At 53.8% G+C, this 13,903-nt stretch carries 12 protein-coding genes; 3 read left to right on the top strand and 9 right to left on the bottom strand.

Annotation, left to right across the window (positions count from 1 at the left end; genetic code table 11):
- Positions 1–3 precede the first annotated feature (3 nt).
- The 4 genes from E3E36_RS07095 to E3E36_RS07110 form a co-directional block, all read right to left on the bottom strand.
- Positions 4–1,572 (bottom strand): carboxyl transferase domain-containing protein, encoded by a 1,569-nt coding sequence (locus E3E36_RS07095; RefSeq protein WP_167894529.1) that lies wholly within the window; start codon positions 1,570–1,572, stop codon positions 4–6.
- A gap of 98 nt (positions 1,573–1,670) precedes the next feature.
- Entirely contained in the window at positions 1,671–2,102 is a 432-nt protein-coding gene (locus tag E3E36_RS07100) for a translation initiation factor IF-2 subunit beta (protein ID WP_167894877.1), read from the bottom strand.
- A gap of 63 nt (positions 2,103–2,165) precedes the next feature.
- The gene (locus tag E3E36_RS07105; RefSeq protein WP_167894878.1) at positions 2,166–7,544 is read right to left on the bottom strand and encodes an LAGLIDADG family homing endonuclease; all 5,379 of its coding nucleotides are present in this window, start codon (positions 7,542–7,544) and stop codon (positions 2,166–2,168) included.
- On the bottom strand, positions 7,544–8,038 hold the full coding sequence (locus tag E3E36_RS07110; protein WP_167894530.1) for a DNA replication complex GINS family protein: 495 nt from the start codon (positions 8,036–8,038) through the stop codon (positions 7,544–7,546). The genes E3E36_RS07105 and E3E36_RS07110 overlap by 1 nt, the downstream gene beginning before the upstream one ends.
- A gap of 121 nt (positions 8,039–8,159) precedes the next feature.
- On the opposite strand from E3E36_RS07110, the gene E3E36_RS07115 reads away from it, so the two are divergent.
- Positions 8,160–8,672 carry a metallophosphoesterase gene (locus tag E3E36_RS07115; RefSeq protein ID WP_167894531.1) on the top strand — a complete coding sequence of 171 codons (513 nt, stop codon included), beginning with the start codon at positions 8,160–8,162 and terminating at the stop codon, positions 8,670–8,672.
- Between the two features lie 74 nt (positions 8,673–8,746).
- A complete protein-coding gene (locus tag E3E36_RS07120) occupies positions 8,747–9,598 on the top strand; it encodes a hypothetical protein (protein ID WP_167894532.1) in 852 nt (283 codons plus the stop codon).
- Here the strand turns inward: E3E36_RS07120 and E3E36_RS07125 are convergent.
- Positions 9,579–10,196: a hypothetical protein gene (locus E3E36_RS07125; RefSeq protein WP_240911782.1), complete on the bottom strand. Its 618-nt coding sequence runs from the start codon at positions 10,194–10,196 to the stop codon at positions 9,579–9,581. The genes E3E36_RS07120 and E3E36_RS07125 overlap by 20 nt on opposite strands.
- Positions 10,197–10,258: 62 nt before the next feature.
- Between E3E36_RS07125 and rtcA the strand changes: the two genes are divergently transcribed.
- Entirely contained in the window at positions 10,259–11,293 is a 1,035-nt protein-coding gene (rtcA, locus tag E3E36_RS07130; protein ID WP_167894533.1) for an RNA 3'-terminal phosphate cyclase, read from the top strand.
- On the opposite strand, the gene E3E36_RS07135 is transcribed toward rtcA, so the two are convergent.
- The 4 genes from E3E36_RS07135 to E3E36_RS07150 are packed head-to-tail and all read right to left on the bottom strand — an operon-like array spanning position 11,290 to position 13,799.
- Complete coding sequence (locus E3E36_RS07135; RefSeq protein WP_167894534.1) at positions 11,290–12,138, bottom strand: TatD family hydrolase; 849 nt, start codon at positions 12,136–12,138, stop codon at positions 11,290–11,292. The two genes, rtcA and E3E36_RS07135, sit on opposite strands and share 4 nt — an antisense overlap.
- Positions 12,139–12,147: 9 nt before the next feature.
- Positions 12,148–12,459 carry a tRNA-binding protein Pbp11 gene (gene pbp11 / locus E3E36_RS07140; protein WP_167894535.1) on the bottom strand — a complete coding sequence of 104 codons (312 nt, stop codon included), beginning with the start codon at positions 12,457–12,459 and terminating at the stop codon, positions 12,148–12,150.
- A gap of 4 nt (positions 12,460–12,463) precedes the next feature.
- On the bottom strand, positions 12,464–13,138 hold the full coding sequence (locus tag E3E36_RS07145) for a DUF257 family protein (protein ID WP_167894536.1): 675 nt from the start codon (positions 13,136–13,138) through the stop codon (positions 12,464–12,466).
- Positions 13,107–13,799, bottom strand: a complete 693-nt coding sequence (locus E3E36_RS07150) for a DUF257 family protein (RefSeq protein ID WP_167894537.1) — start codon at positions 13,797–13,799, stop codon at positions 13,107–13,109. Before E3E36_RS07150 ends, E3E36_RS07145 begins: the two co-directional genes overlap by 32 nt.
- Positions 13,800–13,903: the final 104 nt, after the last annotated feature.

Here is a 13,903-nt window from a genome sequence, read left to right on the forward strand (position 1 = left end):
ACCTCACAGCGGTATGTTGCCGTGCTTCTTCGGCGGGAGCTTGACGCGCTTGCTCTCCATTGCCTCAAGGGCCATTATCACCTTCGCCCTGGTCTCAGCGGGGTCAATGACGTCGTCGATGTAGCCCCTCGCAGCCGCGACGTACGGGTTAGCAAACCTTTCACGGTACTCCTGTATCTTCTTCTGTCTGACCTCCTCCGGGTTCTCGGCTGCGGCTATCTCCTTCCTGAAGATGATGTTGGCCGCTCCCTCCGGCCCCATGACGGCTATCTCCGCCGTCGGCCAGGCGAAGACGAAGTCCGCTCCGAGGTGCTTGCTTCCCATGGCGAGGTACGCTCCACCGTAAGCCTTCCTGAGTATCACGGTCACCATCGGGACGGTCGCTTCCGCGTAGGCGTAGAGGACTTTAGCCCCGTGCCTGATAATTCCGCCGTACTCCTGCTGGGTTCCCGGGAGGTAGCCCGGAACGTCAACTAGGGTGACTATCGGGATGTTGAATGCGTCACAGGTTCTTACAAAGCGCGCTATCTTGTCGGAGCTGTCTATGTCCAGGACGCCCGCGAAGTGTATCGGGTTGTTGGCGACTATACCGACGGTCTGACCGTTCATCCTAGCAAAGCCGACGACGGCGTTTGGTGCAAAGTACGGGAGGATCTCAAGGAAGTCCGGGTTGCCGTTCTCATCGCGGTCGACTATCTCGTAGATTACCTGCCTCACGTCGTAGCCCTTGTTCGGGTCGTCCGGGACGATGGAGTAGAGGTTCTCGGTCTTCCTGAAGGGCAGGTCGTTCGTCTTAACCCTCGGCGGTTTCTCCATGTTGTTGGACGGGAGGTAACTTATGAGCCTCCTTATGAGTGCCAGAACCTCCTCATCGCTCTTTCCGACAAGGTGGGCTTGGCCAGAACGCTGGGCGTGAATCATGGCACCGCCGAGCTGTATTGGCGTGACCTCGACACCTGTCACAGCCTTGACGACCTGCGGACCTGTGATGAACATGAAGCTCGCAGGGTTGTCCACCATGAGGATGAAGTCTCCTATCGCCGGGCTGTATACGGCTCCACCGGCACAGGGGCCCATTATCGCGGTTATCTGCGGAACGACACCGCTGAGGATGGTGTTCATCTTAAAGATCTCGCCGTAGCCCTTGAGTGAGTCAACGCCCTCCTGTATCCTTGCTCCTCCTGAGTCGTTGAGGCCTATTACCGGTGCCCCGGCTTCGAGGGCAAGCTCCATAACGCGCTTTATCTTCGCCGCGTGCATCTCGCCGAGGGAACCTCCCATGACGGTGAAGTCTTGGGCATAGACGAAGACCAAGCGACCGTCTATGGTTCCGTAACCGGTTATAACACCGTCAGCTGGAAGCTCCTTCTTGTCGAGCCCGAACTCTGTTCCGCGGTGCTTGACGAATGCGCCTATCTCGACGAAGCTCCCTGGATCAAGGAGCTTTTCGATCCTCTCGCGAGCGGTGAGCTTGCCCTTGGCGTGCTGTTTTTCAACAGCTTTTTCCCCACCCATCTCCAGAATCTTCCTTTTCCTCTCGTACAGGTCGTTAACCTTCTCTTCCATGCTCATGAGAACTCCCCCTGGTGTCTGAGAGTGTCGCCTACTTGTAGTTTGTAAAGTTTAAAAGAGTTTTTATCGGCTGGCAAATTTGGAAAAGAAAAAGGGTTTCAGAGGTGCTGGATTGGTGTCTCGGCACCACAGGCCTCACACTTCAGGAAGTGGAAGCGTCCACGTTTGGTGATCTTCGTGTCAGGGCTCCCACAGACCGGACAGATGACGTAGTCTTTCAGATACTTCTTCATCTTGTTGGCTATGAGGTACGGGGTAAAGCGGCCCTGCAGGATAACGCGCCTGCCCTCCAGGCTTCCCGCAGTGGCGACCTCCCTCAGTATGAACTTGAGCAGGTGGTTGGGGTCGCGGTTCATGGCTTCGGCTATGTCCACGAAGTTCTCGATTATAGTTCTGTTGCCCGCGATCGTGACCACCGCCGCAGGAACCTCGAAACGGGAGGTGTGATGTTTGACGTTCTCCGGCAGCTCCTCGTAAGCCTTATCGAGTAAGCTCTCGAAATCATAAAAGTCAACCTTCCCCTCGCTCACTTTCCTCACCTCCAACTTAACTATCCAGAGGCGTTTATAACCTTTTGGAGTGGGAGGGAAAAATCAGAGGACGCGGTAGAAACCTGCCCTCGGCTCGTATATTCTGGCGTCCCGTTTGAGGTCCGAGATGAGCTTCTTTATCTCCCCTTCTGATCCGAGCCCCGACTGCTTAGCGGCCTCTATCACCCGTTCCTCCGGTGCGCCGAACTCGCCCTCCCCTTCTAGGTTCTTGATTATGTCTATCATCTTCTCGATCTTGCTTATTTTCCTGGAGCTCTTGCCAACTTCAAGGATGGAGACGTCAAGTGCCCCCTCCTCGTCCACGGCTATCGTTTTGAGCATGTCCTCTATTATGGCTATGGCTGCCTTGGCGTCCTCTCTCGTGACGGTCTCGCTTAGCCTCATCCTCGCGTGGGCCTCACTTAGGCGGATGAGTGCCTCCAGCTGTCTTGCGGTGATAGGTATGGGCTGGAGTTCTTCGTCGTCTCCTTTCCTGCGGAGGCCCTTCCTCATTCTGACGTAGTAGCGCTTTATCTCCTCCATGGCTTCCCTGCTCAGGACGGGATGGATGTTCTTCCTTGCGTAGGCTATGTACTTCCTGAGCAGGTCGTAGGGTATCTTCGGTGTGACTGCCTCCGCCTCACCCCTGCGAACCTTCAGTATGTGTTCGGCTATGGCCCCATCTATCTTCTCGTCTGGCTCGTCTAGGAGTAGGAAGATCAAATCGAAACGGCTCAGCAGGGTCGGCGGCAGGTCGAGCTGCTCTGGGAGGGGCTTGTGGCGGTTGAAGCGGCCGTACTTGGGATTGGCGGCGGCTATGACGGTTGTCCTCGCGTTGAGCGTCGCAGTGATGCCAGCTTTGGAGATGCTGACGCTCTGCTGCTCAAGCGCCTCATGTATCGCGCTTCTGTCCCTGTCGCTCATCTTGTCAAATTCATCAATTAGTGCGAATCCGCCATCGGCGAGGACGAGAACACCAGCTTCGAGAACCCAGGAACCGGTGAACTCGTCGCGGACTGCTGCCGCCGTGTTGTGAACAACGAAGCCGTTGGCTATGAAGCTGTGGGAACCCTCAACCGTGAGGTCGTAGACGTACTCATGGGGGGAGGGGATTGTTTCAACTTTCTTGACCCTTTCCCACAGAATATCAGAGTATGCCAAGGATTTCAGGAATTCAAGTTTCTCTCTAACCTCCGACTCTTTGGCGATTACGTTGCTCAATAGCCATGCGAGTTCACTGTAGATCTTGGGGTCTCTCTCCGAGAGGATTTTTGCCACTTTTACAAGAAGTCCATAGGTTAGCTTTGGATTTCTATTCTCCCTGCGGAAAAGTTCGTAGAACTTTTTCGGTTCCATTCCGAGCTCTTCTGGCTTTACTACCCTGCCTATATTGAGTCTTAGCTCATTGGGGAGGGTTATTGGGATATCGGCTGTCTTTATCGCCTCTTCCAGGCTCTCCACGACTCTGGTGAGGAGTCTCCTTGAGAACGTTTCCCGAGTTTCTATTGTTGCCCCTGTCTTTGAACCGTAAATATCGCCTGCGCTGATGCCGTAAAACTTCCGTATCTCCCTTACAATCTTTCCTACTCCAGGAATCACGTCGACGTTTGTGTCGCGCTTGGAGTTCTCCAGCGTTTCAATGAGTTTTTCCAGGCGTTTCCTCTTATCGGGGTGTCTGAACCCTATCTCCCTTGCAAAGCGGAGGGCATTTTCACCGTAAATCTTCAGCTCCCAGCGGTCATGTCTAGATACGACTTTCTTTCCATTTATCGTGCTCTCATATCTCCTTCTCTTCCTCTTGCGTAGGTGAGAGATGATACCGAAGCGAAGCAGTGCCAGCTGGAGCTTTCTCGCGAGCTTTTCACTCGTGGTATCGAACTCGATGTACGACGAGCCTTCCTTCCTCAGAACAACGTTCCCGTCACAGTCAAACAGTCCCCTTATGTACGCGGCAAGGACTTTCCTGGGGGCATTGAAAAGTCTCGGTGGGATGTCCAGTCTATTTGATTTAGGTGAAAGTGGAACACCTAGCTTTTCAAGGATGTGGGCGATCACCCTGGAGTGGAAGCGTACCGCAGGGGTTCTGCCATCCTGGGCGCTTTCCTTTGCTTCGATTCCAAAAAGCTCCCCTGTAAGTTCAATAAACTCTTTCCTCAGCTCGGTGTTGTCGTTTGAAAACCTTACGGAGACGCCCCATCCGGCCTTTGATACGTCTCCATCACCGGCGACTAATCCGGCAAAGTACGCCAGCCTTTCGTCAACAACTTCGGGCAACTTAATTCTCGTACCGTCCTGAAGTGCTACCTCTGATGGTTTTATAGTTGTGATTTCCTCCCCGGCCAGTTCAACGAGCTTCCTGAGGTGCTTCATGGTGATGTTGCCGCGCGCTTTTTCGTTGACCCAGTTGTAGTAGAGCGTGCTTTCACTAACGCCCAGAGCCTTAGCCAGCTCCCTCTTGGTTATTCCCTTCTCGGCAACGATTTTTTCAACCAGCCTTTTGACGTCTCCTTTTATTCCGTACAGAACCAGTTCATCGAGGTCTGAAACGAGTTCGATAACGTGAATGGGCGTTTCCCGTACTTTTAACTCCCTAACGGTGGCTATGTATGTTGACTTGGTAACGTCCTGTGCTTTTACCCATTCGAACCCGTTCTCTCCAAGGGTCAGGAGTTTCGTCTCAGGTGTCGTCACGAGACTCTTTCCAGTTGAGGTCGTTATCCTTATGAGCTTCTTTGGTGCTTTGAGCTTCCAGACCCTGCTTAAGGGAGCTTCCTTAACCCTCCCCCCTTCAATTGAGATGCTCTCCCCGAGATAAGGAGCGTGCTGGATTCCCTCCTCATATTTAATGGAACCAACTTCCCTCATCCAGCTCTCAGTCAGCTTTCCAATCTCAAACGCACCTGAGTCCGTAGTTACAATGGAGTCCGGAGCGACGCATAGACCGGCCGCCGAACTGCTCTTACCGCTTGTATAAATCGCTCTTGGCGCCAAGTTGGCAACGTAGCGGAGAATTTGGCTGTTGTGGACGAAGATGTCGTTTGCAATGAAGTTGTGGTGCTCCGGAACCTGAAGGTCGTATACCCACGGGTGCTCCGGTTTGTATTCCTCGATCTCTTCAACTCTGTCCCAGAAAATATCAGCGTTCGCTAGAAGGCTGAGGATTTCGACATCTCTGGAGTCTGGTAGATGCTTCCTGAGTGTTTCAGCGATGGTTCCAAGCTTCTCCTTGCTGGGCAACCTGTCTCCCTGCTCGTAGTGAAGGTAAGTCGAGCGATTTATGCCCATCTCCCTTTGGGTTAATCCAGCCCGAGTTCTCAGCTCTCTAAGAATCTTCCCGACTCCCGGAACAACGTCCACATTGGTGTTGGTGCTAACGTTCCTTGTGACCTCCCTAAGGATGAGCTGTTTCTTTTCAAGTCCGAATCTGATTTCATCCCTGAACTTCAATGCATCTTCTCCGGTTATAACGAGGCGATAGTAGGTTTTCTTATTCTTCATTGTTCCGTTAGTGGCCCTAGCCTTAGTCTCATGCAACTGGGATTTTATACCGAACCTGAGAAGCAGGTGCTGGATGCCTCTCAGCATCTCTTTCGACGCCGAAACAACGGTTATTTTTGGCCTCTTCTTGTCAACGGTTCCTTCGGCATCAAAGTACCCCTTAAGGAATGCTCTGATCTCCTCTTTCCTTGCTCTGAAAAGCTGTGGCGGGACAGCCTTTTTGGCAGAAGGCTTTGAAAGCCTGAGCCACTCCAGGAGCTGGTAGAGCTCGATGCTGGACGCATAGACTTCTTTGGAATTCTTGCCTTTGTGAGGTTCTCTTATCTTAGGGGTAAGACCAACGTCCTTAAGGTATCCGTAAACCCTGTCTATAAGCTTGGTTTCATTATTTGTGAAATAGAGGGTGGCACTTCCTTCTTTGTTCTGAGCGTAGCCCTCCCCTGCTATAAGCCCCATAACATACCAGAATTCCTCATCAGCAAACTCCGGGAGAATAAGCCTACTCTTTGCGGTTTTCGGTTTTTGAATTGGCGCATCCGTTAACCTTACCTTCTCTCCACCCGCAGGTATAACGCGTGGGACGGCTATGAACTCTCCAGCTTTGAGTTCCTCCGCCTTCCTCGTCTTGAACTGCCCATCTTCAAAGACGAAGAACGGGTGGGTTGGTGTTACCATTATCTCCCTGCCACTGGCGGTTTTTATTCTGAACATTCTCTCTGGAGCGGTTCTCTTCCAGGCTATGTTGGCCTTGATCTTCCTTACCTTCAGAGTCTTCGCGTCTAGGGCATAGAGTTCGAGGTCAATGGGGGCGTAAAAGCCATCATCGACTTTTCCGAGGATTCCTTTTTTCCGGGCCTTCTCCACGGCTTCTTCAACAATCTCTCCAATCTTCTTCAGGCTCCCATCTCCCAAAACGACCTCAGTGTTGTAGTCAACGCACTTAGCAACTCCTGGATCTCCAACCAGCAGGACGTGGCTCTCTCCCCTGAGCTTAGTCCCATCCGGGAGAGTCCTCTGCACACCTCCGAACAGGGCGAGGGCTATTCCCTTCTTCACCGTCCGGTGGCCCCAGATTGCGGGGGCTATCGAATCTACTATGGCATCGACGATGTCCTTCCTCTTCGCCAGCTCCCGTATCTTCTGCTCGTCCTCGGGAGAGATTTCAAGCTCCTCTATCTCCTTGCTGAGCTGCTCTATGTGGTTCACCTCGAGAACCTTCTTGAAAATCGGCCTCTTGTCCTTCTGCTCCAGGATGACGCGGAGGATTCCAGTAACTAAAACGCGGTCGCCGGGCAGGGCGGTGTCGACCATGTCGTCGAGCAGGATTGCATCAACGAAGCGCGGCATCTGGCCGCCCTTCAAACTCTCGGGCCTGTCCTGTAACCTAAAGCTCTGGAGGTTAATAAAGCGGCTTTTTTCCACGTGGAGGTCGACATTTCTTGAGCCGCAGGCATCGCACTTTGCCGGCTTCACGAGGTTCTCGTAGGGCCTCTGAAGGCGGATCATCTCGTTTCCACAGTCCTTGCACACAAAGACGGCCTTCTCGACGAAGGGCTTGACCTCGCTGACGCGGGTGATGATGCCTTCGACTTGGATGAGCCTGTTTATGTGCTCGCTCCCGAGTTCTTTGACCATGAAGGTGTGGGGAAGATTGTGGAAGCGGGCATGTATTTTGAACTCCTCTTCCTTGAGGATTGGCGGCTCGCGGAGGACTATCTGTATAGCGTCTTCTGCTGCCAGGATGCTCTCCTCAGGACTGTTTAAAAGCTCTCCCGCCAGCTCCGGGTCGAAGGAGTTGAGGTGAGTCCAGTCTATCGGGAGGGAGCGCCTCGGTGTGAGCGTGAGTAAATCCTTCAGCTTGTTCAGATAGACTTCTCTCCCCTCGTCGTCAACGTACTCCCTCAGAAACCGTGCGTACCTCTCAATCATGTCCTCCCTGTCCATCATCCCTCACCCAGCCATTCGTTGCGTATCTTCGACAGCTGGAGGTATATCCTCCTCTCCTCCGGTGAGAGCCTCGATAGGAGCTCCAGACTGTTGGGACGTAGCATCACGGCCCTCAGGATCTTGTTGAAGCGTATTGTTTTGAGGTGCTCCAGCTTCTTCTTTAGGTTGGCTAGCTTGGTGAGCTTGACGTTTATGGTCTCCACGCTCTCCCCGGCGTTCATCTTCACATAGTTTTCGAGGTAGTACATGTAGAACTCGGCCCTCTCATAGAGCCCCGCCGGCAGAGGCATGAGAGGCTCGTTTTTCCTCTCCTCCGCTATGGCCCGGTCTATCTCACCTATAACCTTGTCCGTCTCGTCAATGACCTCAACCACCCTCGCTTCCCAGAGCTCCTTCGCCTTCCAGTCCTCAAGGAGAACGACGTCTCCGGCGTTCCAGTCCCTGAAAGGACGGAGGATCTTGACTGCTATCACGGCCCTGCCGGTGAACATAACACCACCCTCTTGAATATACCCATGGCCCCCTGGGCCTATAAATTTTTGCTATGTCCTTTATATGATCCCAACGGTTAATCCTATAAGCCAAGCCGTCGTATTAACCGCAGGTGGTAGCATGCTGATAGGTATAATGAGCGATACTCACGACAATCTCCCGGCCATCAGGAGGGCCGTCGAGCTGTTCAACAGGCAGAACGTGGAGCTGGTCATCCACGCGGGTGATTTCGTTGCCCCGTTCGTTGCCAGGGAGCTCAAAGAGCTCAAGGCCCCCCTCAAGGGGGTATTCGGCAACAACGACGGTGAGAGAAAGGGACTCTATGAGGCACTCGGTATCTACGACGAGATACTTGAGGTCGAGGCAGACGGCATGAAGATCGCCGTCACCCACGGCACGGACGAAAGGATAGCCCGCGCTCTGGCAAGGAGCAGGCTTTACGACGTTGTTATAGTCGGCCACACTCACCGCTACGAGATACGCGAGGAGGGCAGGACGATACTGGTTAATCCTGGTGAGGTCTGCGGCTACGTCAGCGGAATCAAGAGTATCGCCCTGCTCGACACGAGGAAGAGGGAGGTCCGGATACTCAACCTTGAGACGGGGGAGCTCCTGGGCGCAATGAGCCTCTAACGGGCTCCGGGCTGCTTGTTTTTTGGCCGCACCCCATTTTTCTTTATGAATCAAATGAATAAACGGCGGTGGCTATGGAAGACGTGCTGATACCCAAAGAGAGACGCGACGCAGTGGTGCTGATAGGCGTTGACAGCGGCGAGAACGTGGAGTTCATAAAGGTCTACGCGGTGAGCGAGGAGAAGGCGAGGCAGGCCCTTGAGGAGTTCTTTAATGCCAAGGGACTGTTTCCTGCCGACTATCGCCTCGTCAGCAGGGGCAGTGAGGACGTTAGTGGGAGAAGGGCGATAACGACCAAAAGCGAGAGCTCCCTCAGCGCTTCCCTTGCCAGATTAGGTCTTAAACTTCTTTCCAACGGTGTCCTGTACCTTGATGGTGTTGAGAAGGTTTATCAGTTTACCCTCGTGAGCGAGACCCTCTACCAGAGGATAACCTCTGAGAAGGGCGGGGAAAGCGGTGCCACCCCCTACAGGGACGTCCACTCGGTGGCCCCGGAAGAAGTGCTCTCCCTCGGTGTTGACATCCTCGTGGAGAACCTCGCTGGGGTCGAACTATCCGAACTCCTTCCCCAAAACGCGGTCCTTCTCAGGGAACCGCCCGTTGATAAAGTGGCCGAACTTCTCTGGGGGGAGCGGGATTATCCAGTTGTCGTTGAGACCAAGGACGCGGGGAAGTACGAGTCCCTGGACTTCCCGGCCGTTCTTAGAATTCCGCCCCTTTCACCAGAAGAGTTCGCGGAAAAACTCTCTGAAAGGCTTGGTTTTGAGGTTTCCTCCGGTTACTTCATGGATTATCCTCCCGAAAGGCTCAATCTCAGGAATGTTGAGGCCCTGGCCCGGCTGGTCAAGGCTCTCGCTGAAAAGAAGGGCCTGTCTGAGAAAGAGGCCCTCTCAATAGCCGTGAGACTCAACCTCGGAGGGCTTTGAAATACCTAACGACCATCGTCCTAAACTCCGGTTGGTGTTTCCCCAAGGCGGCGTTTATCATCTCCCTCAGCTTTTCGTCCTCAGCCAGATAGCTGAGGAGCAGTCCCTGGTCGGCAGTAATCTCTGACAGAAATCCGGTTCTTTCCAGGAACCCCTCCCTGGTGTGGCTGGTTCTCTGGACTTCTATTACCTTCTCCAGGTACGGTCTGATCTTCTCGGCCCTCCTCTCGAACTCCAGCCAGTCGATTGAAAGTCTGTCTCCTGGCGAGATATACCTGCCAGGGCTTTCAAGGTACGGCCTCAATCTCTCCCCGAGCTTGGAATTCAAAAGCTTTTTACGGAACCCCTCAATGGCACCGTAGTCGTCCTGAAGGCGCTTTTTGTCCACGAGGTCGAGAGCGTCAAAGAGGGCTATTCCTGTGAGGTAGCAGAGGGCCGCGAAGGGAGCTTCAGGGAGTATAATGACATCCCTCCTCACATTGACGAGCTCCCCTCTTCTCCTCTCGAGTCCCTCCAAGAGGGTTCCCAGAGGGTAGCTCAGGCTTTTGATGCAGAACTCCAGCTCGTCCATACCCACACCGTCTGAAATTCGTTCCATGTAGTAAAAGCCTTTCGGCAAGGTTTTTAGAGCTCCCCATCGAAACCAATCACGGTGAGAAGATGGAGTGGGTGGAGATAGACGGCTCCTACGGTGAGGGTGGCGGTCAGATACTGAGGACAAGCGTTGCCCTCTCCGTTATCACTGGAAAGCCCGTTAAAATCGTTAAGATTCGCGCCAACCGGCCGAACCCCGGTCTCAGACCTCAGCACCTCCATGGAATTCTGGCTCTGAAGGAGTTGAGCAACGCGAGGGTTAAGGGGGCGAAGGTCGGTTCGACGGTTCTTGAGTTCATTCCCGGTGAACCGAAGCCGAAGCACGTTAGAGTTCCGATAAAGACTGCCGGCAGTGTGACTCTCGTCCTTCAGGCGTTGCTACCGGCGATGGCATTCACCGGAGGAAGCTTTGAGATAACCGGCGGAACCGACGTCCCCTGGAGCCCGCCGGTGGACTATCTGAAGAACGTAACGCTTTGCGCCCTTGAGAAGATGGGAATTGGGGCTGAAATAGAGGTCAAGCGGCGTGGCCACTACCCGAAGGGCGGTGGGCTGGTCCTCGGAAGGGTAGAGCCATGGGAGGAGAAAAAACCTTTGAAGGCCCTTGAATGGGGCAGGATAGAGCGCTTTGGTGGGATAAGCCACGCCACCAATTTGCCGGCCCACGTGGCAGAGAGGCAGGCAAAGGCAGCAAGGGAGAGGCTTGAGGAGCTGTACAGCGTTCCTGTGGAGATAGAGACCGAACTTTCCCGCTCCCTCGGGCCGGGAAGCGGTATTGTTGTCTGGGCGGAAACCGATTCGTTGAGGCTCGGCGGTGATGCCCTCGGAAAGCGCGGTAAGCCGGCCGAAGTCGTCGGGAGGGAAGCCGCTGATGACCTCCTCGACCAGCTGACGGGCAAAGCCGCCGTTGACAGGTTCCTCGGGGACCAGCTGATACCGTTCTTAGCTTTCGCCGGCGGTGAGATAAAAGTTGCCGAGATAACGAACCACCTCGTGACGAACGTCTGGGTCGTGGAGCAGTTTTTGGGCAGAATCTTTGAGATAGAAGGAGAAATCGGGGGGCCGGGGGTTGTGAGGGTGGTGAGGAGGGTGGAGGTTTAATCCTCCTCCACCTCAACTCCGTAGACCTTCCTCGGGTTCTCAACGTGAATCTTATAGACGTCCTCCTCGGTGAAGATGCCGTTCTGGAGAAACGCTTTAGTTCTCTTCGGCACGGTCTTCGGTCCGAGGACAGCTCCAGGCCTTCTCTTATCATCTAGGTAGTCGGTCTCCATCATGAAGCGGTTGCCCTGCTCTATCGCCGCTTTGATGTTCTTCCTGCTTGCTATTATGCTCGGGAAGACGCCGACCTCTTCGGCAACTTTCACGAGGGGCGGGGAGAAGTGTTTAACTACCTTGTAGGGCTTTATCCCGACCTCTCTAACATATCTCCCCAGCTCCCTGAACTTTTCCTCGTCGAAGCTCTCGGTGTGTAGCTGGACGGCGCAGTCGGCCTCTTTGGCCAAGGCCATTCCGTACTTCATCAGCTCGATGCTCGCTTGCCAGATTTCTTCACTCACCTCGTAATGCGGCCTGCCTATCTCGCCTATGGCTATCGCTTTCCCCTCAAGGCAGAGCTTCTGGGAGTATTCCAAAGCCTTCATGACCTCGTTCTTCGCGTATTCAAGGCTTTTTTGCTGGGCGAGATAGACGAACTCAGCTGGGTGAACGCCAACGACGGCATAGGCTTTGACGGGCGTTTCCTTATTGATTTTCTCGACGAGCTCGATGTGGAAGTCCATCGCCTCCATGAAGTCCTCCGCCTTGAGACCGGGAAAGCCATAGTCGTGGGCTGTCTTGTAGACGACGACGAGGTGAGTTCCTCCCGCCCTGTGGAACTGCCTCACGGCCTCAAGGAAGAGCCCCTTGAACGGATCAACGTGGAAGTGGTCGTCCCAGATTATCATGCCATCACCTCACGATTGGTAAATTTCCAGCTCTTCTCCTTCCTCACATGGGACTTCGTACTCAAGCATCAGGGCGACCCTATCGCCCGCAACGGCGAAGTCAACCCTCCGATGGTCCCGCTCTATCTTCATGATTGGGCTGACGGATTTTCCCTTTACCTTGTAGCCTGGATAGATAAGCCCTTCGATCACTTCCCCGATCAGAACCTGTCGGGAGAACACCTTAAGGGATTTTTCAACCCTGAACCTGCCGACGGGTTTTCTCGATGCTATGTTAGTGTCCTCTCGCTTTTTGGTCTTCCTGAAAAAACCGAAGGGCAAGGGATCACCACCGGGCTATCTCCTCGGGGATCCCGGGGAACTCCTTTCCGATTATATCTGTAAACAGGGCCTTCTTGGGAATGACAACGTGGGTTCCGTTTTTAATCTTTATTTCAACGACGGTGCTGGCAATCTCTTCGAGTTCCGGGAGTGGGTTGAACCTCAGCGTTGACAGCACAGGCTTGTTGACTATGTAGAAGGATTTCCTGTTGGGGTTTCCGAGGAATTCTTTGAGGTATGCTATGAACATGTAGAACTCCCTGCGTGTCTCAAGGAACGCAAACAGTCTCTCCATGCCGAGGACTATGTTCAGGTGCTTTCCGGATGAGAGTATCCTGTTGGTTATTTCCCTGTGCCGGGTTATGTAGAGAACGGGCTCGGCCTCCAGGTGGATTTTGCTCACGATCTTCCCCACGGGCTCCATGCCCCCCGTCTTGATGACCTCGACATCGGAGAAGTCCTCGTCAATGCCGAGGAACTTCAGGTGCTTCCTCACGAGTGCAAGGGAGTCTAACACGTCGTCAATGTAAACAGGCAGTCCTCTATCTCCGGCGTACTTCACGAGGACGTACGTGGCGAGGGCGGTTCCGTAGGGGGACTCGTCCTCCATCAGTATTACGTCCCCGAAGGGGGCCTCTTCTATGAACCTAAACGCGATCTCCTTTGCCACCGGCTGCATCTTCTATCACCCCTACTGGGATCTCAAGCTCCTTTCCGATCAGTTCGAACAGTGGGGTCTTCTTGAAAACGATTCTGCCCGAAGTGGGGGTCGGGATTATCTCGACCACGGTACTGGCTATACGCTCCATCTCCGGCAGGGGACTAAACTCCAGCGCCTCTGCGGTTTCCTTGTTCACGAGGTAAAACGCCTTTCTCGGGTTTCCAAGAAACTTCTGGATCCGCGTCATGACGAGGTAGAACTCCCTGACGCTGTGAATGAAGGCGAATATTTTCTCAAACCCCAGGACTATGTTCACGGAGGGCCCTATGCTGGAGAGCAGCTCCCTGCCGATGTCCTCGTACTTCCTGACGTAGACATCGGGTGAGTCGCTGAACTTTATCCTGGCAATGACGTTGCCCACATCCACGTGGCCGTCGGACTTGATGACAAAAACGTCTCTGAAGTCCTCGCGAATCCCCCACAGGGCGAGGTGCTTCTGTATGACGTGGAGCGCGTCAAAGTTGTCGTCTATCACCACCGGCATACCCTTCCTCCGTGCGTACATCAGGAGAGCCAGTGTCACGAACTCCGGAACGTAGGACGGGTAGTATTCCACTAGAACAGTCTCCCCTGGCTTTACGGCATCTATTGCCCTCAATAGATCTTCGATGCTGTTCATGGTTCATCCCCCATATAATATGGTAATGGGTGTTACAATATATGCCTTTTGTTTACGTCTTCGAAGAACTTTCGGGAAAATGCGGAATATATTGAAATAACAAA

The organism is Thermococcus sp. M36 (genome assembly GCF_012027355.1).
Classification (GTDB): Archaea; Methanobacteriota_B; Thermococci; order Thermococcales; family Thermococcaceae; genus Thermococcus.

Excerpts from the sequence above, each read along its gene's own strand:
- E3E36_RS07095 (WP_167894529.1), bottom strand. The coding sequence starts at position 1,572 with ATGAGCATGGAAGAGAAGGTTAACGACCTGTACGAGAGGAAAAGGAAG.
- E3E36_RS07105 (WP_167894878.1), bottom strand. The coding sequence starts at position 7,544 with ATGGACAGGGAGGACATGATTGAGAGGTACGCACGGTTTCTGAGGGAG.
- E3E36_RS07110 (WP_167894530.1), bottom strand. The coding sequence starts at position 8,038 with ATGTTCACCGGCAGGGCCGTGATAGCAGTCAAGATCCTCCGTCCTTTC.
- E3E36_RS07115 (WP_167894531.1), top strand. The coding sequence starts at position 8,160 with ATGCTGATAGGTATAATGAGCGATACTCACGACAATCTCCCGGCCATC.
- E3E36_RS07120 (WP_167894532.1), top strand. The coding sequence starts at position 8,747 with ATGGAAGACGTGCTGATACCCAAAGAGAGACGCGACGCAGTGGTGCTG.
- E3E36_RS07125 (WP_240911782.1), bottom strand. The coding sequence starts at position 10,196 with ATGGAACGAATTTCAGACGGTGTGGGTATGGACGAGCTGGAGTTCTGC.
- rtcA (WP_167894533.1), top strand. The coding sequence starts at position 10,259 with ATGGAGTGGGTGGAGATAGACGGCTCCTACGGTGAGGGTGGCGGTCAG.
- E3E36_RS07135 (WP_167894534.1), bottom strand. The coding sequence starts at position 12,138 with ATGATAATCTGGGACGACCACTTCCACGTTGATCCGTTCAAGGGGCTC.
- E3E36_RS07145 (WP_167894536.1), bottom strand. The coding sequence starts at position 13,138 with ATGCAGCCGGTGGCAAAGGAGATCGCGTTTAGGTTCATAGAAGAGGCC.
- E3E36_RS07150 (WP_167894537.1), bottom strand. The coding sequence starts at position 13,799 with ATGAACAGCATCGAAGATCTATTGAGGGCAATAGATGCCGTAAAGCCA.